Raw genomic sequence first — 18291 nt, 5'->3', positions numbered from 1 at the left:
ATGAAGCTGAAACTGGGTATATCCACATGCCCCAACGACACATACATCTTTGGGGCGATGATAAAAGGGCTGGTGAAACACAACTTTGAACTTGATCTCTACATGGACGACGTGCAGGTGCTCAACGGACTTGCCATCAAAGGCGAGGCTGACGTTGTAAAGGTTTCATATGGTGTGGTTCCAGCAGTTAAAGACAGATACAAAATACTCAGAGCGGGCGGCGCTCTGGGCTTCGGCTGCGGTCCTCTGGTCGTGTCCGCAGAAAACGTTTCCGTTGAATCGCTAAGAGGCAAAAAAATTGCCATCCCAGGCGTAAATACCAGTGCATTCCGTTTTTTTAAAATGTTTTTCGGTGAAGATTTCGAGTTCGTGGAACTGCGGTTTGACATGATAATGCCTGCAATAGCGTCAAAACAGGTTGCAGCAGGAGTTATAATCCACGAAGGAAGATTTATATATGAACAGCAGGGCTTAAAAAAACTCTGTGATCTCGGCGAGCTTTACGAAGAAAAATTCAGATCTCCCATACCATTAGGTGCTATTCTCATCCGCAACGAACTTCTTGACCATGCACAGGAGATAACGGACGTTATAAAACAATCCATCAACTACGCGGACGAGCATTATGAAAATATTGAGGACTTTGTTAAATTCCATGCGCAGGAGATGGATGATTCAGTAATAAAAAACCATATACAACTGTATGTTAACAAATATTCCAAAGACGTTACACCCGCTATTGCGGGGCTGTGCAGCTTTTTAGGAGCGGATAAGTCCGTATTTGTTTGATTGCAGACTGAGAAGGAATCTGATAAAGATATTATATGAAAAAAATCGATCTGCTTTTGGGCATAAGCAATATAATCCTCAACTCAGACGACACCGACACCACACTGTCGAACATTGCCGCATACGTTAAAGACGCAATCGGAAGCGACGTATGCTCGATATATCTGAAAAACGGCGGCAGGCTGGTTCTGGCAGCTACAAACGGACTCAGCGAAAACGCTGTGGGCAGCATCTCACTCGGTTTCAACGAAGGTCTGACAGGTCTGACATTCTCTGAAAACAGATATACATTTATCAGAAATGCCAAAAGCCACGAAAGATTTCACTATTTCCCCGGCATCAACGAGGAACCGTATCAGACGTTCATCGGCGTTCCCCTTAAAAGCAGAGAACACGAGTTCGGCGTTCTGGTATTTCAGTTCCGCAAAAATAAACTGAACACCGATACCATGCAGAAACTGCTTATGGCTGTTGCTGCACAGGTTTCAGGGCTGGTTCTGCGCCATTACCTTTTTTCACAGGACGATGCGGAAAAGGGACTGGACGATTCAGAGCGGATGGAAAAGGGGGTTCCGCTTTCAAGCGGCATAGCCTTCGGAGAACCTGTTATGGTGCTTTCAAAACTGGTGGAAAAAACACATGACAACGTTTCCCCAGACGAGGAGTTAACGGAGTTCAGAAACGCTGTAGATAAGACGACAAATGATCTTAAAGAACTCATAAATAAAATGGAATCAACTAGTCAGGAGATAGCTTCCGGCATATTCGAAACCCATCTGATGATGCTGAACGACGTTTCCTTCAAGAAAGATATAGAAAACCACATCATCGAAAGGAAAAAGAGCGCCTCGTTCAGCGTGCGCCACGTCGCGGACAAATACATACGCAGGTTCCGTTCCATCAACGACGCATATCTGAAAGAACGCGCACAGGATATCGAGGATATTGCCACAAGGCTTCTTGAGCATCTGGGCGCTGTGAGCAAAGAGGCTAATCTGCTGGATAACAGTGTGATTTTTGCAAACCGCCTGACCCCAGGCGAAACCGCTTCACTTGACCTCGAGCGCGTATGCGGATTTGTAACGGAGAAAGACGGCGTTACCAGCCACACTGCAATTTTGGCAAAGAGCAGAAAAATACCTGCAGTAACAGGTATTTCAAATATTCATAATAAACTTGAGTACGCACAGTCTGTTATTGTTGACGGCTACGACGGTGTAGTGATCTTCAATCCCACACAGGAAACCATCGAAAAATATAAAGCCAAGATGTCAGCAAAACACACCCAGCCGGAGGGCAGGGATATTGCGTGTCAGCTTGTACCGCTGCAAGACGGCTCCATGGTGCACTTTTACGCAAACATATCCAGCGTTCTGGACTCGGAGAAGGCAGGGCAGTTCTGCGCCGAGGGCATAGGGCTGGTGCGGACGGAAATTTTCTATCTGCGTCAGGATGTTCCATTCACAACAGACAACCAGATAGAGATATACAGAGAAATAATGCGCGCCTTCACCGATAAGCACGTCGTTTTCAGACTTCTGGACATCGGTTCCGACAAAAAGACTGCATACGAGGCGGATGAGGACAATCCGGCGCTAGGCAACAGAGGCGTAAGGCTGCTTCTGACAGACTATTGCAAAATGCTGGATGATCAGCTTAAAGCTCTTATAACGTTACATAAAACATATCCGAAAATAAAGATACTCGTTCCTTTTATCGCTGACGTATCAGAATTTTTCAGCGTAAAGAACCGCGCGCGTGAAATAGCCGCGGAACTTGGACTTGAGCTTCCTGATTTCGGAGTAATGCTGGAAATTCCTTCTGTTATCTATCAGATGGATCAGATGCAGGGTGAGTGTTCGTTTTTCAGCATTGGAACAAACGATATGTTCCAGTATTTCTTCGCTCTGGACAGGGGTAACCCCATGGTCAGCTCGCTGTACAAACTTGACAATCCGGCGTTTCTCAGCCTCCTGCGACGCATCCTTGAGCGCGCCAACAGCATAAACATACCGGTCGAGATATGCGGTGAAATGGCTGCCGACCCTGAAATACTTGTCAAACTTATAGAAATAGGGTACAGAGATTTCAGTGTAAGCCCATATGCCATAAGCGAACTGAAACATCATCTGCTTAATACGGTTATAAATACTTGACACCTTTATATCTTTACATCTATCTGATATTTTATTGTATCCTTCACAGCGTACTTGCGGACAGAAAACTTACCGGACGGATATATGACCTCTGGTGGTACAGATTTTTCTATGTATCGCAATCTGTTATTCTGCTTTTACCATTCCCGTATCTTTATCTGAATATTGACCATCAGCCGTTTTTCACCCCATCGGTATTCTGGCAGATCATTCTAGGCTTAATATGGTTTTGCGGGCTTATTTTCGGACTATATGCGTCAAAATCATATGATAACGGCATATTTCTTGGCTTTTCACAGATAAAAGCACATTTTAATGGTGAAAAACAGCCTGAAATGCCCAAAAATCTCAAAACTACGGGTGCATTGGCAATGGTACGGCATCCTTACTATACCGCCGGACTGGTTTTAATCTGGGCACGTCCCATGAACAGAACGGATTTCGTTATAACTCTGATACTCACAGTGTATTTTATCCTCGGATATATAAACGAAGAGCGCAAACTAATTAAAGAATTTGGACAGGATTACATAGAATACCGCAAAAAAGTTCCGGCGCTGATACCTAAACTGTGGTCATACCATGAAAAATAGCGATGTATGTATCATTTTTCTTAAATTTCCGGAAGCCGGAAGGGTAAAAACACGTTTAGGAAAAGCCATTGGGATGGAAAAAGCAGCGGAAATATATAAAAAACTGGCTGAAAATGCCGTAAAGTCAATAGAATCTGATAAATATGACCTTCTGATAGCTATAGATTCTCATGAAAAATCACACGAGTTCAAAAACTGGCTTGGAGATTATGAATTTATAGCTCAGACAACAGGGGATCTTGGCAGAAAAATGCAAAACGCCTTTGAATATGCGTTTGAAAGGGGATACACTAACTGTATTATTACAGGAAGCGATATACCGGAGCTTGACAGCGAAATGATTTCGGAGGGTTTCTCCGCTCTTGCAGACAGCGATGCAGTTCTGGGAAAAGCGTTCGACGGCGGTTATTATCTTGTCGGAATGAGCGGACCATCAAAGGAATATTCTATATTCAGTAATATGATATGGAGTATTGATACAGTATTGATTGAAACTTTGAAAAGGCTCGAAACAAGAGATAAGTCAGTAGCTTTATTGAAAGAACTAGGCGACATTGACACCGTGGATGACCTTATGAAATTCGGGGATAGATTTGTTTAAGAAACTGATAATACTCATACTTATTGCCGTTTTTATAATCCTGCTGCGCAGCAGCGAATATTCAGATATGGCTACGTTCTCATATCTGAAGACACACGCAGACGGGCTGAAAACCTATGTACATCAACACTATGTTACTTCCGTTCTTCTCTATACAGCAGGGTATTTTCTTTATACAGCTTTTGCTTTGCCTGGCGCGATTATCATAAGTCTTTTCGGCGGTTATGTGTTCGGCGTTGTTTTGAGTCTTGCACTGTCCGTAACAGCAGCCACGGCAGGTGCTTCCGCCGCTTTCTTTATCTCAAGATATCTGCTTGGCAACTATATCCACGATAAATATGCTCGTCAGCTCACGCTTTTTAACACAGAACTTTCAAAAAACGGGCATCTTTACCTTTTGACATTGAGATTTATCCCCGTTTTCCCTTTTTTTCTAATTAACATACTGGCAGGACTAACGAATATTCCATTCAGAACATTTCTCTGGACTACAGCTTCGGGAATAATACCAGGAGGATTTGTTATAATGTTTGCGGGCAGCAGACTCGGAGAGATAAACTCGCCAGAGGAAATATTTTCGCAAAAGATGCTTCTGGTTTTTGTTCTTTTCGGCGTAATGATGCTAATACCTGTTATTTATAACAAGATAAAGAGCAGAAAATGACAGTATCAGTCATAATTCCGGTTTTTAATGAGCAAAATACTATAAACAGCACTGTTTCACGACTTAAAGACTGTGAAATAATCGTTTCAGACTGCAACGGCAGGACATTAGACGTTATTTCAAACGAAAAAGTCGTAAAGGTCATAACATTAAAGGGCAGGGGCATACAGATGAACAAAGGGGCAGAGGCGGCAACCGGTGACATCCTGCTTTTTCTGCACTGTGATACAAAACTACCGGAAAAATGGCATGAATCTGTCGTGAAGTGCCTCGAAACTGCTGACTACGGTGCATTTTTACTCGGAATTGACAGTAAAAGACCCGTGTTTCGTATAATCGAGTTTTTTTCAAACATAAGATGCCGTCTGACAAAGATACCATACGGAGATCAGGCTATTTTTATAAAAAAACAGTGCTTCAATGGCTATAAAAAATATCCGCTCTTCGAGGATTTCAGGCTGATGCAGGATGCTAAACGAGCCGGATTTAAATTCGGACTCATCAATAAAAAAGTGCATACCTCTGCGCGCCGATGGGAGAAAGAGGGTGTGCTTTTTACTACACTGCGCAACTGGTACATGACACTGCGCTATCTTTCCGGCACACATCCGGACAACATGAAATCGCACTACGGAGACACAAGGTGAAAGAACTTTATCTCATTGCTGCGATGGCTGAAAACAGAGTTATCGGTGCTGGAGGAAAAATCCCATGGCACATTCCTCAGGAACTCCAGCTTTTCAAAAAACTGACCACTGATAATATAATTGTAATGGGTAGAAAGACTTACGAGTCAATTGGCAGACCTTTGCCCGACAGGGAGAATATTGTTATATCTTCTCACAAAATAGAAGGCGTTACAACCTGCCGAACCATCCTTGAGGCTGTGCGCATAGGCGAGCAGACAGACAGGAAGCTATTTTTTATAGGTGGAGCAGATATTTATAATCTTACAGTCAATATTGTCAGCCACATGTATATTTCATGGGTCAAAGGCAGATATAAAGGAGACACCTATTTCCCTGAAATTGATCTTCTTCAATGGCGTGAAGCAGAAAAGACATATTTTGACGAATTCACCATGATTCACTACACCCGCCCGCAAAGCTCCTCATACAGTCTGATATAGCCGGAAACCATTGCATTGTCGGAAAATTTTAATGCCGTATGGAATCCGTTCGATGAAAACCTCTTCACAAGCTCCCTGTCGTCGTAAAGCAGGTTAAAGCTCTCTGCAAGCGCCTCCGAGTCTTTAACAGGAGACAGCAGACCGTTAAAATTATCTTTCACAAGCTCAGGTATTCCACCAGCGGCTGTGGCGGCCACAGGGCGCATCATGAACATGGCGTCTATAATGGACGTGCACAGACCTTCTGTTTTAGAGGACATGCAGAATACATCGAAAAGAGCCAGATGTTCGTATACGCTCTCCGTATGTCCTGTGAAAATTATATCACTGCCATAAGGGGTTGCGGCAGCATAAGCCTTTAATTCATCAGAAAGGGGACCGCCGCCAACAATAACAAGAGATGCGTTTTCAGCCTCCTCTCTGAAACGGATGAAAGCGTCTATGAGCGTTTTCTGGTCTTTGTGGTCGGATATATTGGCAACGTTGCCGATAACAAATCTGCCGTAAAGTTCGTACTTATCTATAAGCTCTTTATAAAGAAGATAATTTAATGATTTTGGAAAGCGGACGCCGCTATTTATCAGTCTTATTCTTGAACCGGATATCCCGTCGCTTATAAGCATGTCTCTGATAGCTTTCGATATAGCGACTATAATATCAACCTGTCTGTTGTCATATTTTTTCCGGCTGAAATATCCTTTGTTTACAGAGAAATCCACGCGTCTGGTGTTTATCAGCTTAAACCCGGTTCCCATGACCTTTGCCAGCAGAGCAGGGGTGAGAGAATGTGCGTCGTGGGTATGGACTATATCCGGTTTTTCAATGCGTATCAGTTTTTTAAGCTCTCGCATAAAGCTGAGGTCGGTTTCGCCCCTGAATTTCATTGGGATAATGGACTGGACACCCCTTTTCGGGAACTGACCGTCAGCGTTACACACAAGTATCGACTCAAAACCAGACTCCAGCAGCCCTTCGTGTAAAAACTGCGCCTGCCTCTGTCCGCCGCGCCATTCTTTCCCTGTGTCGATATGGATTATCTTCATCAGCCGACCATATATGTGCCTGTTCCGGCAGCAATAAGTGTATTTTCATCGTTTTTCAGCTTTGTTCTGACCACGGAAACCTTGTTTCCTGTGCGCATAGCTTCTCCGGTTGCAATGAAACTGACACCGCGCCCCGGTCGCAGGTAGTCCACGCGCATGTCTATAGTGCCAAGTTTTTCGAATTTTTTCATAATATCGGCTCTCTGGTCATATTTCATGCGGCTTATAACCCCGTCAACGGCGATAATTGCACCTATGATATCCAGAACACTCGAAATTACGCCTCCGTGCAGGATATCCTGAATATAATTCCCTATGAGATGATCCTGCCGTTCAACCCTGATATAAGGATTAAGTGATCCGTCCAGAAGCACTTTTATCCCCAGATTCCTGCTGAAAGGAGTGTTGGTCTCAAAAACTTCTTTAACACATTCGTAAACTTTTGCATCCATTCCGGTATCTTACTTTCAAAAGACTGTTCTTGTCAAATATCCATCACTCTTATACAATAGTTTTTGTGTAAAGGAGAAAAAATGTTGATTGAAGCTGTTGATCTTGTGAAGAAATTCGATAAAAAAGCCGCTGTGGACGGCATATCACTGTCTGTGGAAGCGGGTGAATCGGTGGCTCTGCTCGGACCAAACGGAGCAGGAAAAACCACAACCGTAAATATGCTTACCGGACTTTCAAACCCTACAGCAGGAAAAATCCTTTACAACGGCAAGGTGTTCGACTCATCCGACAACACCATAAAACGGGAAATAGGAGTGGTTCCCCAGCACAACAACGTAGACCGCGACCTGACAGTTGAAGAGAACCTCATCGTCCACTGCAAGCTGTTCGGAATAAAAGATATTCAGAAAGCGGTACAGGATGCGCTGGACTTTTCGGGGCTTGCAGACCACAAGGACAAAACCGCGGATAAGCTCTCCGGCGGTATGAAACGCAGACTTGTCATATCCCGTGCACTGCTGCATAAACCCAAGGTGCTCTTTCTGGACGAACCCACCACAGGTCTGGACGCAAGCGTCCGCAGAACCCTATGGAGCTTTATCCGCTCTATAAACAAGACCCATGGCTGCACAGTAATCATGACCACACACTACATCGAAGAGGCGGAAATGCTCTCCGACCGCGTGATAATCATGGACAACGGCAAAATAGCCGCCGAGGGCAAAACCAAGGAACTTAAAGACTCCATAGGTAAATTTGCCCTTGATATATATAAGGAAAATGAGATTGAAACCATACATTTTCCGACAAGACACGATGCCATCGCGGCGTTGGAAAATATCACGACAGAGGCAAGGATACGCGAAGTGACACTTGAGGACGTGTATCTCAAAATAACAGGGCGGAGGATAGACGCATGAACGGCATAAAAGGCGTACTTTACCGCGAAATGCGCGTTCTGAAAAGCCGCATATACCGCAATATCTTAGCGTCTTCAGTATCTCCGCTGCTGTTTCTTCTGGCATTCGGATACGGGATTGGCAGAAACTCCTCTGTCGGACAGACAGGCTACATAGATTTCCTCATTCCGGGACTTATTGCAATGACAAGCATGAACCAGAGCTATGGGATTTCGAGTGATATCAACATATCCCGATTCTATTTTAAAACGTTCGACGAATACCTGCTTGCTCCGGTAGGAAGATGGGAAATAATAACAGGAGAAGTGATTTACGGGATAATCAAAGGGCTTATCCCCGTGATTATAATCCTTATCTACGGCTACATCGCGGGAATGAGGCATATCCCTTCGCTGATGATAGTTCCGGCACTTTTGATTCACCTGATAATTTTTTCATTGCTCGGCATTGCCGTTGCACTGAAGGTAAAAAACCACGGCGATCAGTTTGCCGTCAACGCGTTCGTAATCACGCCTATGATTTTTCTTTCAGGCACTTTTTACCCCGTTGATAAAATGCCCTTAGTTGTCAAATATCTGGCACACATATTCCCCATGACCTACACAACGTCGCTCATCCGTGGCTCCGTTATCGGCATTGAGACGCAATATCTGGTCAATTTCGGTATTTCCGCTCTGATAGCGGCCGTTCTGTTTTGGATATGTATGCGCATAATGCGGGGGATGGAACCGTGAGATATCTCTGGCTGCTGTTTGTTGTCGTCGCCATTGCGTCCTCTCTGTTTTTCGGTTCAGTAAAACTGGACATACTGAGCGGCGATAATTTTGACATTATCACAAACCTGAGGCTGCCAAGAGCTGTATTCTCTTTTCTGATCGGTGCAATGCTTGGGCTTTCAGGCTCCGTATATCAGCTCGTGCTGCGAAATCCTCTCGCGGACAGCTTCACCACCGGAGCCGCATCATCTTCCGCTCTTGGGGCTGTTTTTGCCATTGCAGCAGGTTTTCCACCGGTTTATGTACCTCCGTTCGCATTTCTTACAGGAATCCTCGGACTATGGCTTGTTTATACACTGTCAGGCGGAGCAAATGGCGCCGTAACAATGATACTCTGCGGTGTGATAGTTAACATAGTTGCCTCATCCATAATGGGTTTTATAAAATTCTATTTCGATGAATCACTTTCGTCTGTGATATTCTGGCTTATGGGCGGTTTCAGCTATATCGATTTCTATGAACTGGCAATTGTTTTTATAGTGCTGACGGCATCGTTTATATACCTGAATAGCAGAGCCGCAGTGCTTGACATGCTGGTATTCGACGACAGCACAGCGCGGACAGGCGGAGTAGACATACGGAAGGAGAGGGCGGCGGCGTTTATCACGGCAACTATACTTGTTTCCGTTGCAGTGAGTTACAGCGGTCTTATAGGCTTTGTAGGGCTGATTGTTCCACATATCGCCCGCAGTACATTTCGACCGGATATGAAGTCAAACCTTTACTATTCAATGATATTCGGCGGACTCCTGCTGCTTGGTGCAGATACCTTCGCCCGTTCGGCGATAAGCTCCGGAGCGGAACTCCCTGTTGGTATAGTTACTGCGGTTATAGGCGGTGTATTCTTCTTCTATATCCTCGTTAAACGCCGTGCGGAGATGTGGCATGATTAAATACGGCAGAATTTACTTTAAAAGACCAGACTTTGCACTTGATATAAATGATTTATTAATTAAAACTCATGATAAAGTTGCTATTCTTGGTGAAAATGGTTGCGGCAAAAGTACATTTATCAACTATAGCTGCGGATTGCTGGAATCAGAGCTAAACGTTTCATACATGGACAGACCGCTGAAAAGCATGTCCACAGAGGATAGGGCGAAGATGTTTGCGCTGTTCGCCCAGAATCCAGACGTATCGTTTCCGTTCACTGTTTTCGAGATAGTACGCATGGGCAGATTCCGCATGTGCGGCGGAAAATACAGCCGTAAAGATGATGAAAAAACCATTGAAAAACTTACTCTTTTCGACATCGTAAAATATAAGGACAAACGTTTGAACGAGCTTTCCGGAGGCGAAAAACGACGAGTTCTGCTGGCGCGCGCTTTCAACCAGGAAACCCCATTCCTGTTTCTGGACGAACCTGTCAGTATGCTTGATGTCCGGCACTCACTTGAAATCATGAATATTATTGAAGATACTATGAAAACCGTCATAGCATCCATGCACGACGTCAATCTCGCTATAAGATATTTCAAACGTCTCATTTTCATGAAGGATGGAAAAATACTTTACGATATTTCAAACAAGGAAGTGACGCCTAAGATAATAGAAGAGGTTTATAATGTTAAGGTTTCTCCTAATTCTCACGATTTCTCTTTCATCATTTAGCGCCTTTGCCGCAGAGAGGGTAGTTATTCTTGCTCCTGCAGCGGGAGACATTATACAAAAACTCGGAGCTGAAAGCAAAGTTGTTGGTGTTACAAAAAATCTTGACGGATTTCCTAACGCCGTCGAGGTCGGCACGCATCTTAAACCTAACATAGAGATAATCAGGTCGCTGAAGCCGGATCTTCTCATCGCAGGTAACGGCAAATATTTCACAGATGAAATAAAAGCTGCTCTTGGTATCAGAACTTATACTTTTGACCCGAACAATCTGGCGGAAATTTTATTGACCGTCAGAGACCTTGGAAAGGAGTTCGGCAAGGCAGATACCGCCGCCGCTCTGGAAAAGTCGCTTAAAAAGGAAATTACGGGGCTAAAAAAACCTGCGTGCAGGGTAAACATATTTTTCGAGGTATCGCAAACGCCTCTGATGTCTGCCGGAACCGACAGTATAGTAAGTGACATGGTGACCCGCGCCGGAGGCTACATGTCTGTCAAAGAAGAAAAGAAAGTCTTTAAGACAGGCATAGAGACAGTTGTTGCCGGCAATCCGGACATATACGTATATCAGGTCGGCCCTATGAATAAAAATCCAATGCCGCCGCAGGATAGGAACGAATACAAAGGATTGAAATCTGAATATGTAAAAGTGGAAGAGTCTGAATTTTCCAGAGCCAACACAACGGCATTTAAAAACGTAAAATTCCTCAATAACGTCTTCAACAATTACTGCGCCAATCACTAAAACAGAGCAATCCAATAAAATCAGGGGTTTCAGGGCGAACCAGCTTCTACCCTGACTACACAGTAACGTCCTATAAGATATATTATGTTAAATTAATTTGAACGAATTATGTTTGCGTTTGAACTGTAACTGGATTAGATTGTCTTACTTATTATTTTCAGAGGGTATTTGCTGTGGATTTTCTATTTATAACGGTTATGTCTAAGCCAATCTGGTCTTGGATACTCTTCTTTGCGATTGTGATATTCCTGCTTATTCTTGATTTGGGACTGTTCAACAAAAAAGATCATGAAATCGGTGTTGCGGAAAGTCTTAAAATGTCTGTGTTCTACATAGCCATAGGTCTTCTCTTCGGCGTATGGGTCTGGTGGAAGTTCGGACATGACAGCGGATTTAACTATCTGACAGGCTTTGTGGTTGAAAAATCGCTTGCTATGGATAACATATTCGTAATAGCCATGATATTCGGCTATTTCAAAACTCCTGCAAAATATCAGCACAGAGTTCTCTTCTGGGGGATCCTCGGCGTTATCCTTCTGCGCGGCATAATGATAGGACTGGGTTCAGCTCTGGTCAGCCGTTTCGAGTGGATACTCTATATATTCGCCCTTTTTCTTCTATACACAGGCGTTAAAATGCTCTTTAACAAAGAGATCGAAGACGACGACCTGTCAGACAACGCAATCCTTAAATTCCTTCGGAACCACCTCAGGATAACGGAGCATCTCCACGGGCACGATTTCTTCATAAAAGAGCCACATCCACAAACAGGCAAGCTCCACATTTACTGCACTCCCCTCTTCGTGGCACTGTTAATGGTTGAGATAGCGGATGTTATTTTCGCCGTGGACTCCGTACCTGCTGTTTTCACAATAACAACAGATCCTTATGTAGTATATACAAGTAATATATTTGCAATCCTCGGTCTGCGGGCGCTTTATTTTGCCCTTGCCGCCATGATAAAACGCTTCTACTACCTGAAATACACACTTTCTCTGGTTCTTGTGTTCATAGGTTCAAAGATTTTCATAGGCGACGTGTTTGGATGGTATCATTTTTCATCACTTCAATCGCTGACGATAACGCTGTTTCTGCTGGCATCAGGCGTTTTCTTTTCTCTCTGGAAAACAAAAAAATAGCTAACGGATAAAGGCTTCCGTTCCTTTCAGGGTGAGCCAGACAGTTGCGCCGTAGCGTATCAGCTTTCCTGTGAAGACCAGAACGGAATATTTAAGAAAATGTATCTTGAAAAGACCGCCAACAAGGCAAAGAGGGTCGCCGATTATCGGTATCCATGAGAACAGCAGGGAAACTGCACCGTATTTGTTATAGGTACGCTCAGCTTTTGCCCTGCTCTCATCGCTGATTTTGAGTATCTTTCTTATGGCGTAATCACTGCCGTAATAGCCTATGGCATAGGTTGTGCAGGCTCCGAGATAGTTTCCTGTAACCGCGCACACAAGAAGAAGAACAGGGTTCAGCCCCTTTATCACCAGCGCCACAAGAAGCCATTCGGAAGCGACCGGAATAGCTGTCGATGCGAGAAACGCCAGCATAAACATAGATAAATAACCGTATTGTATCAGCCATTCATGCATAAACTCTTATACCACCGCCTTATCGTATTGACTAGCACAGATAGAAATACTATAACAGAAAACCCAAAAGACTGCGGTTATTTAATAATTTCGGGGGAATTTATGATTCTTGCAATATTTGATTTGGACGGCACCATCCTCGACACGCTTCAGGATATTCACGAATGTCTCGACGACACTATGAAACATTTCGGTCTTAAAAGATTTTCCATAGATGTAACAAGAAGTTTTGTAGGTGATGGAATTAGAAAACTGGTCATTCGCGCAGCAGGGGAAGAAAATTTCAAAGACGAGATGGAAGTTTTTTTCCGAACCCTTTACGCTGAGAAAATGACAGTAAACACAAGAGTAATAGATGGTTATGATGAAATATTCGAGTATCTGGACAGAAATAATATAAAAACAGTTATTCTTTCAAATAAAATAGAATCTTTAACAGGCGGACTTGTTCAGCATTACGGTATAGACAGGTATTTCGACAAATGGTACGGAGGCGACAGCTTCGGCGCAAAGAAACCCTCCCCTGTCCCTGTTGAAAATATTGTTAAAGACTACGGTGCCGAAAAATCATCCACTATTATGATTGGAGACAACCACACGGATATTGAAGCTGGCTACTATGCAGGGGTAAAAACTTGCTTTTGCACTTTCGGCTATGGTACTGTGAGTGATGTTAAACCCGACTTCACAGTTAACGCCCCGCTTGAGATAATTGATATTCTGGAGGGTATGAAGTGACAAAAACAGCTTACTATGCAGATTACGTCTATTACAACAACAAGATACATACTAACACCCACCTGCTTACAGAGAATGACACTATAACAGGCATAGCCGAAAATCCGGCAGATGATTACACCATTGAAATTTTCAGCAACTCTGCAATCTTTCCAGGACTGGTGAACACTCATACGCATCTTCCGATGGGACTTTTCAGAGGGATGGCAGATGACCTGCCCCTCATGGAGTGGCTCCAGAATCACATATGGCCAGCGGAGGCAAAGTGGCTCTCGCCTGAATTTATTCAGGCGGCAAGTGACCTTGCTGCCATCGAAATGATAAAAAGCGGAACGACACTTTCCAATGACATGTATTTCCTGTCAGACCACATAGCTTCATCACTGAAAAAAAGCGGACTGAAAGGCATAATAGGTGTCGGGGTACTAGACTTCCCTACGAAATTCGGAACCGGCGCAGACGATTACATATCAAAAGCATCCGACCTTCACATCAAATATAAGAACGACGACAACATCACCGTTTCGCTCTGTCCCCACGCACCTTATACAGTAAGTCCTGAGAACTACGTTAAATGTGTCGAGTTCTGCGGAAAACACGACCTTCTTCTGCACACCCATCTCATGGAGGCTGCAAACGAAGCAGCGGATTCTGTCGCTAAGCACGGAAAGACCACAGTCCATATTATGAATGAAACAGGAGCTTTTGATATTAAGAGTATTTTTGCCCACTGCGTACATCTTGGCGATGATGATATAGCCATTATGGGCGAAAAAAATGTAAGCGTTTCACACTGCATCCAGAGCAATATGAAGCTGGCGAACGGTTTTGCACCAGTCAAAAAGATGATGGATGCCGGAATCAACGTAACCATCGGCACTGACGGTGCGGCAAGTAACAATGATCTCGATATGATTGACGAAATGCGCAGCGTCGCTCTGGTTCACAAAGGTGTGCTTAGAGACGCAACCGCCCTGCCCGCCGAAACTGTTCTGCATATGTCGACCACGGGCGCCGCGAAAGCCCTTGGCGTAGACGACACAGGCGAGCTTAAAAAAGGAAATAAAGCCGATTTCATCGTGGTTTCTTTCGACAGCCCGAAGACCACCCCAGTTTTTAATCCTGTTTCCCACCTTGTATATTCCGCATCATCATCCGACGTAACGGCTATGTATGTCAACGGTAAGTGTTTGATGAAAGATAGAATAATCCATACAATGGATGAAGAGAAAATAAAGTATAACGCCAGGCTCTGGGCGGATAAGATAATAAACGGTTAGAGGAATATGATGAAAGATTACAAAAGTTATTCAAACCCTTTGCAGGAGAGGTATGCCAGCCCTGAAATGCTCTACCTTTTCTCACCGCACAAAAAATTCACTACATGGCGCAAGCTCTGGGTTGCCCTTGCAGAATCTGAAAAGGAACTCGGACTCAACATCACTGATGAGCAGATTGCAGAGCTTAAAGCCAACGTTGAAAACATAGATTTTGAATATGCGGCTCAAATGGAACGCAAATTCCGCCACGACGTTATGGCGCACGTCCACACATACGGCGAGTGCTGCCCCAAGGCAATGCCCATAATTCACCTTGGCGCTACAAGCGCTTTTGTCGGTGATAACACAGACGTTATAGTCCTTAAAGAGGGGCTTGAGATCGTCCGTAAAAAGATGGTCAACGTCATGGACAATATGAAAAAATTTGCTCTGAAATATAAAAATATGCCTACGCTCGGCTTCACACATTTCCAGCCGGCACAGCTCACCACCGTTGGCAAACGTGCCTGCCTGTGGCTTCAGGACTTTGTTCTGGACTTCGAAGCACTTGAGTTTGCACATGAAAATCTGCGTTTCAGAGGTGTTAAGGGCACGACCGGAACTCAGGCTTCCTTCCTTCACCTTTTCGAAGGCAACCACGCAAAAGTGCGTACACTGGATGAGACTGTGTCTAAAAAGATGGGATTTGACAAGGTTTTGACCATAACAGGGCAGACTTATACAAGAAAACAGGACACAAGAGTCCTTGCGGTACTCGCGGCAATCGCGGAGTCAGCTCATAAAATGGCTACTGACCTGCGGCTGCTTGCCAACCTGAAAGAGATTGAAGAGCCTTTCGAAAAAAACCAGATAGGTTCCAGCGCCATGGCATATAAACGCAACCCTATGCGCAGCGAGCGTGTCTGCTCCCTTTCCCGCCATGTCATAGCGCTCAGCCTCAACCCTTACATGACCCACGCTACCCAGTGGTTTGAAAGAACTCTTGACGATTCAGCAAACAGACGTATAGGTATCTCCGAGGCGTTCCTCGCCATCGATGCGATCCTTGAACTGCTTTACAACATCACTGACGGCATGGTCGTCTATGAAAAGATGATAACAAAACGCGTTATGGAGGAACTCCCCTTCATGGCGACAGAAAATATTATAATGGAATCCGTCAAACGAGGCGCAGACAGACAGGTCATGCACGAGGTAATCCGTGTCAACTCTATGGAAGCTGGTAAACGCGTCAAGATGGAAGGCAAGGACAATGATCTTCTCGACAGACTGGCTGCGGACAAGGACGTGCCTTTGAACAAAGAGGAAATCATGGCTCTGCTCGACCCTATAAAATTTGTCGGACGAGCACCGGAGCAGGTTGACCAGTTCCTTGGAGAAGAAGTAACACCTGTTATTGAGAAGTATGAAAAATTTCTCGGAATGGACGTAGACATCAAAGTATAGAAACGAAACGGGCGGGTTTTAACCCGCCCTCTTTTTATCTTGTCAGATCAACTTTTCCAATCAGTTCGCTGAAATTCGATATATTATTTTCAGCCATATATTTGTCAAGGTCGTCTATTATCCTTAACGGTATCTCAGGGTCTATGAAGTTTGCCGTACCCACCTGAACGGCGGATGCGCCCACAAGTCCGAACTCCACAACATCTCGCCAGTCTATTATGCCGCCGATGCCCATTATCGGGATATTAACTGTCCTGAATGTCTCGTGAACCATGCGTATTGCAACCGGTTTGATAGCGGGACCTGAAAGTCCGCCCGTAACGTTGTAAATATTGGGCTTTCTGGTATGGATATTAACGGACATGCCAAGCAGCGTATTTATCGCGCTGATTGCGTCCGCTCCAGCCTGCTCGCAGGCTTTCGCGTAAACCTTGATATTTGTGACGTTCGGCGACAGTTTCACCATAAGCGGTTTGTTTTTAATAGCTTTTTTGACGTTATAAGTGACTTCGTATGTCATTTTCGGGTCGGTACCGAAGGCTATGCCGCCCTCTTTTATGTTCGGGCAGGATATGTTCATCTCAAGCATATCAACGTCGGCATCGTCGAGTATACGGGCAACTGCCACATATTCATCAATGGTTTTACCCCAGAAGTTAACGATTATCTTCGTGTCGTGCTTTCTGAGTTCAGGCAGTTTTTCGTTTATAAATTTATCCACGCCGACGTTCTGAAGCCCGATGGCGTTTAACATTCCCGATGTGGTCTCCATTATTCGGGGCATGGGATTACCGGCAGTTTCTTGCAGTGATATACCCTTAACAGAGATTCCGCCTAGCCTGCTTATATCGATATGTTTCGCATATTCCAGACCATAGCCGAACGTTCCGCTGGCAGTGATTATCGGGTTCTTGAATTCTATACCGCAAAAGACGGTTTTAAGTCTGTCAGACATAAACGATTCTCCGAATTAGATTAATTTATCCCACGCAATTTTGGAGCCGTCGAAAACAGGACCTTCGACACAACAGCGTTTCTGCACTATTTCGTCGCCATCTTTCACATATATGATACATCCGAGGCAAGCACCCAGTCCACAAGCCATGCGCTCGTCCAGAGAAACTTCCACCGGAACGTCCGCATTGATACAGATTTCGCTGACGGTTTGGAGCATGGGTTTGGGTCCGCAGGTGTATACCATATCGTAAGTTTCAACATTTTCCTTAAAAGGAAGTGTGACATATCCTTTTATTCCGGCGGAACCGTCGTCAGTTGTAACTATCAGATGGTCGGTGTTTTCTTTCAGCTCTTCAAGAAGAACAACGTCGTCCACGGTACGACCGCCATAATAGAGGTCAACCACACAGCCGCGTGTTTTAAGAGTTTTCGCGAGCCAGAATACAGGAGCGATGCCTATTCCTCCGGCAACAAGAGCCACACGCTTATTCTCAAGCAGTGTGAAGCGGTTGCCGAGGGGCGCGGAAAACTCTATCATTCCGCCCTCGTGGAACTCGCTGAGCAGTTTTGTTCCTTTGCCTACAACCATATAAACAAGGCTGAACTTGCCGTCTTTAACGTCTGCGATACCCAGCGGGCGGCGTAGAAGCGGATCGTGCGTGTAATCCTGACTTCCGGGTTTTATCATAAGGAACTGACCGACGTTAGCCTGCGTAACAAACTCTTCGGATTTTATTTCAAGGAAAAAGTACTTATCATTAAGCTGTTGATTTTTAACAACTTTTCCTTTCATGT

General features: G+C 44.5%; 21 protein-coding genes. 16 read left to right on the top strand and 5 right to left on the bottom strand.

Features of this window, described 5'->3' with window-relative positions; genetic code table 11:
* Genes Q7P67_RS03410 through Q7P67_RS03380 form a run of 7 tightly spaced genes read left to right on the top strand, consistent with a single transcriptional unit; the run spans nucleotide 1 to nucleotide 5932 of the window.
* Nucleotides 1-789, top strand: coding sequence for a 1,4-dihydroxy-6-naphthoate synthase (locus Q7P67_RS03410; protein ID WP_303850485.1), 789 nt, complete (start codon nucleotides 1-3; stop codon nucleotides 787-789).
* Nucleotides 790-824: 35 nt separating this feature from the next.
* Nucleotides 825-2945 (top strand): phosphoenolpyruvate--protein phosphotransferase, encoded by a 2121-nt coding sequence (gene ptsP / locus Q7P67_RS03405; RefSeq protein WP_303850484.1) that lies wholly within the window; start codon nucleotides 825-827, stop codon nucleotides 2943-2945.
* Nucleotides 2942-3538, top strand: a complete 597-nt coding sequence (locus tag Q7P67_RS03400; protein ID WP_303850483.1) for an isoprenylcysteine carboxylmethyltransferase family protein — start codon at nucleotides 2942-2944, stop codon at nucleotides 3536-3538. The genes ptsP and Q7P67_RS03400 overlap by 4 nt, the downstream gene beginning before the upstream one ends.
* On the top strand, nucleotides 3528-4139 hold the full coding sequence (locus Q7P67_RS03395) for a TIGR04282 family arsenosugar biosynthesis glycosyltransferase (RefSeq protein ID WP_303850482.1): 612 nt from the start codon (nucleotides 3528-3530) through the stop codon (nucleotides 4137-4139). The genes Q7P67_RS03400 and Q7P67_RS03395 overlap by 11 nt, the downstream gene beginning before the upstream one ends.
* Nucleotides 4132-4803, top strand: a complete 672-nt coding sequence (locus tag Q7P67_RS03390) for a TVP38/TMEM64 family protein (protein WP_303850481.1) — start codon at nucleotides 4132-4134, stop codon at nucleotides 4801-4803. The genes Q7P67_RS03395 and Q7P67_RS03390 overlap by 8 nt, the downstream gene beginning before the upstream one ends.
* Nucleotides 4800-5450 carry a TIGR04283 family arsenosugar biosynthesis glycosyltransferase gene (locus Q7P67_RS03385; protein WP_303850480.1) on the top strand — a complete coding sequence of 217 codons (651 nt, stop codon included), beginning with the start codon at nucleotides 4800-4802 and terminating at the stop codon, nucleotides 5448-5450. The genes Q7P67_RS03390 and Q7P67_RS03385 overlap by 4 nt, the downstream gene beginning before the upstream one ends.
* The gene (locus Q7P67_RS03380) at nucleotides 5447-5932 is read left to right on the top strand and encodes a dihydrofolate reductase (protein ID WP_303850479.1); all 486 of its coding nucleotides are present in this window, start codon (nucleotides 5447-5449) and stop codon (nucleotides 5930-5932) included. The genes Q7P67_RS03385 and Q7P67_RS03380 overlap by 4 nt, the downstream gene beginning before the upstream one ends.
* Here the strand turns inward: Q7P67_RS03380 and Q7P67_RS03375 are convergent.
* Nucleotides 5893-6975: a glycosyltransferase gene (locus tag Q7P67_RS03375; RefSeq protein ID WP_303850478.1), complete on the bottom strand. Its 1083-nt coding sequence runs from the start codon at nucleotides 6973-6975 to the stop codon at nucleotides 5893-5895. The genes Q7P67_RS03380 and Q7P67_RS03375 overlap by 40 nt on opposite strands.
* Nucleotides 6975-7427: a thioesterase family protein gene (locus Q7P67_RS03370; protein ID WP_303850477.1), complete on the bottom strand. Its 453-nt coding sequence runs from the start codon at nucleotides 7425-7427 to the stop codon at nucleotides 6975-6977. The genes Q7P67_RS03375 and Q7P67_RS03370 overlap by 1 nt, the downstream gene beginning before the upstream one ends.
* A gap of 81 nt (nucleotides 7428-7508) precedes the next feature.
* Between Q7P67_RS03370 and Q7P67_RS03365 the strand changes: the two genes are divergently transcribed.
* The 6 genes from Q7P67_RS03365 to Q7P67_RS03340 all read left to right on the top strand — a co-directional run bounded on the left by Q7P67_RS03365 (nucleotide 7509) and on the right by Q7P67_RS03340 (nucleotide 12616).
* Entirely contained in the window at nucleotides 7509-8348 is an 840-nt protein-coding gene (locus tag Q7P67_RS03365) for an ABC transporter ATP-binding protein (RefSeq protein ID WP_303850476.1), read from the top strand.
* On the top strand, nucleotides 8345-9082 hold the full coding sequence (locus Q7P67_RS03360) for an ABC transporter permease (protein ID WP_303850475.1): 738 nt from the start codon (nucleotides 8345-8347) through the stop codon (nucleotides 9080-9082). The genes Q7P67_RS03365 and Q7P67_RS03360 overlap by 4 nt, the downstream gene beginning before the upstream one ends.
* Nucleotides 9079-10017 (top strand): iron ABC transporter permease, encoded by a 939-nt coding sequence (locus Q7P67_RS03355; protein ID WP_303850474.1) that lies wholly within the window; start codon nucleotides 9079-9081, stop codon nucleotides 10015-10017. Before Q7P67_RS03360 ends, Q7P67_RS03355 begins: the two co-directional genes overlap by 4 nt.
* Nucleotides 10010-10735 carry an ABC transporter ATP-binding protein gene (locus Q7P67_RS03350; protein WP_303850473.1) on the top strand — a complete coding sequence of 242 codons (726 nt, stop codon included), beginning with the start codon at nucleotides 10010-10012 and terminating at the stop codon, nucleotides 10733-10735. Before Q7P67_RS03355 ends, Q7P67_RS03350 begins: the two co-directional genes overlap by 8 nt.
* Entirely contained in the window at nucleotides 10689-11477 is a 789-nt protein-coding gene (locus tag Q7P67_RS03345; protein WP_303850472.1) for an ABC transporter substrate-binding protein, read from the top strand. The genes Q7P67_RS03350 and Q7P67_RS03345 overlap by 47 nt, the downstream gene beginning before the upstream one ends.
* A gap of 197 nt (nucleotides 11478-11674) precedes the next feature.
* The gene (locus Q7P67_RS03340; protein ID WP_303850471.1) at nucleotides 11675-12616 is read left to right on the top strand and encodes a TerC family protein; all 942 of its coding nucleotides are present in this window, start codon (nucleotides 11675-11677) and stop codon (nucleotides 12614-12616) included.
* Here Q7P67_RS03340 and Q7P67_RS03335 read toward each other — a convergent pair whose 3' ends face one another.
* Nucleotides 12617-13039 (bottom strand): YqaA family protein, encoded by a 423-nt coding sequence (locus Q7P67_RS03335; RefSeq protein WP_303850470.1) that lies wholly within the window; start codon nucleotides 13037-13039, stop codon nucleotides 12617-12619. It abuts the gene before it with no gap.
* Nucleotides 13040-13177: 138 nt separating this feature from the next.
* On the opposite strand from Q7P67_RS03335, the gene Q7P67_RS03330 reads away from it, so the two are divergent.
* Genes Q7P67_RS03330 through purB form a run of 3 tightly spaced genes read left to right on the top strand, consistent with a single transcriptional unit; the run spans nucleotide 13178 to nucleotide 16539 of the window.
* A complete protein-coding gene (locus tag Q7P67_RS03330; protein ID WP_303850469.1) occupies nucleotides 13178-13813 on the top strand; it encodes an HAD family hydrolase in 636 nt (211 codons plus the stop codon).
* The gene (locus tag Q7P67_RS03325; RefSeq protein WP_303850468.1) at nucleotides 13810-15093 is read left to right on the top strand and encodes an amidohydrolase family protein; all 1284 of its coding nucleotides are present in this window, start codon (nucleotides 13810-13812) and stop codon (nucleotides 15091-15093) included. The genes Q7P67_RS03330 and Q7P67_RS03325 overlap by 4 nt, the downstream gene beginning before the upstream one ends.
* 9 nt (nucleotides 15094-15102) lie before the next feature.
* Complete coding sequence (gene purB / locus Q7P67_RS03320) at nucleotides 15103-16539, top strand: adenylosuccinate lyase (protein ID WP_369695991.1); 1437 nt, start codon at nucleotides 15103-15105, stop codon at nucleotides 16537-16539.
* 34 nt (nucleotides 16540-16573) lie between these two features.
* Here purB and Q7P67_RS03315 read toward each other — a convergent pair whose 3' ends face one another.
* Nucleotides 16574-17494: a dihydroorotate dehydrogenase gene (locus Q7P67_RS03315; protein WP_303850466.1), complete on the bottom strand. Its 921-nt coding sequence runs from the start codon at nucleotides 17492-17494 to the stop codon at nucleotides 16574-16576.
* A gap of 15 nt (nucleotides 17495-17509) precedes the next feature.
* Entirely contained in the window at nucleotides 17510-18289 is a 780-nt protein-coding gene (locus tag Q7P67_RS03310; protein WP_303850465.1) for a dihydroorotate dehydrogenase electron transfer subunit, read from the bottom strand.
* Between the last annotated feature and the right edge of the window lie 2 nt (nucleotides 18290-18291).

This window comes from Seleniivibrio woodruffii (genome assembly GCF_029267515.1).
Taxonomy (GTDB): domain Bacteria; phylum Chrysiogenota; class Deferribacteres; order Deferribacterales; family Geovibrionaceae; genus Seleniivibrio; species Seleniivibrio woodruffii_A.
The sequence above is the reverse complement of the archived record's forward strand: the minus strand, read 5'-3'. Positions and strand labels throughout refer to the sequence as shown.

What these genes read in the sequence shown, in the direction of transcription:
- Q7P67_RS03410 (WP_303850485.1), top strand. Translation starts at nt 1, where the DNA reads ATGAAGCTGAAACTGGGTATATCCACATGCCCCAACGACACATACATC.
- ptsP (WP_303850484.1), top strand. Translation starts at nt 825, where the DNA reads ATGAAAAAAATCGATCTGCTTTTGGGCATAAGCAATATAATCCTCAAC.
- Q7P67_RS03395 (WP_303850482.1), top strand. Translation starts at nt 3,528, where the DNA reads ATGAAAAATAGCGATGTATGTATCATTTTTCTTAAATTTCCGGAAGCC.
- Q7P67_RS03385 (WP_303850480.1), top strand. Translation starts at nt 4,800, where the DNA reads ATGACAGTATCAGTCATAATTCCGGTTTTTAATGAGCAAAATACTATA.
- Q7P67_RS03375 (WP_303850478.1), bottom strand. Translation starts at nt 6,975, where the DNA reads ATGAAGATAATCCATATCGACACAGGGAAAGAATGGCGCGGCGGACAG.
- Q7P67_RS03370 (WP_303850477.1), bottom strand. Translation starts at nt 7,427, where the DNA reads ATGGATGCAAAAGTTTACGAATGTGTTAAAGAAGTTTTTGAGACCAAC.
- Q7P67_RS03365 (WP_303850476.1), top strand. Translation starts at nt 7,509, where the DNA reads ATGTTGATTGAAGCTGTTGATCTTGTGAAGAAATTCGATAAAAAAGCC.
- Q7P67_RS03360 (WP_303850475.1), top strand. Translation starts at nt 8,345, where the DNA reads ATGAACGGCATAAAAGGCGTACTTTACCGCGAAATGCGCGTTCTGAAA.
- Q7P67_RS03350 (WP_303850473.1), top strand. Translation starts at nt 10,010, where the DNA reads ATGATTAAATACGGCAGAATTTACTTTAAAAGACCAGACTTTGCACTT.
- Q7P67_RS03345 (WP_303850472.1), top strand. Translation starts at nt 10,689, where the DNA reads ATGTTAAGGTTTCTCCTAATTCTCACGATTTCTCTTTCATCATTTAGC.
- Q7P67_RS03340 (WP_303850471.1), top strand. Translation starts at nt 11,675, where the DNA reads ATGTCTAAGCCAATCTGGTCTTGGATACTCTTCTTTGCGATTGTGATA.
- Q7P67_RS03335 (WP_303850470.1), bottom strand. Translation starts at nt 13,039, where the DNA reads ATGTTTATGCTGGCGTTTCTCGCATCGACAGCTATTCCGGTCGCTTCC.
- Q7P67_RS03330 (WP_303850469.1), top strand. Translation starts at nt 13,178, where the DNA reads ATGATTCTTGCAATATTTGATTTGGACGGCACCATCCTCGACACGCTT.
- purB (WP_369695991.1), top strand. Translation starts at nt 15,103, where the DNA reads ATGAAAGATTACAAAAGTTATTCAAACCCTTTGCAGGAGAGGTATGCC.
- Q7P67_RS03315 (WP_303850466.1), bottom strand. Translation starts at nt 17,494, where the DNA reads ATGTCTGACAGACTTAAAACCGTCTTTTGCGGTATAGAATTCAAGAAC.
- Q7P67_RS03310 (WP_303850465.1), bottom strand. Translation starts at nt 18,289, where the DNA reads ATGAAAGGAAAAGTTGTTAAAAATCAACAGCTTAATGATAAGTACTTT.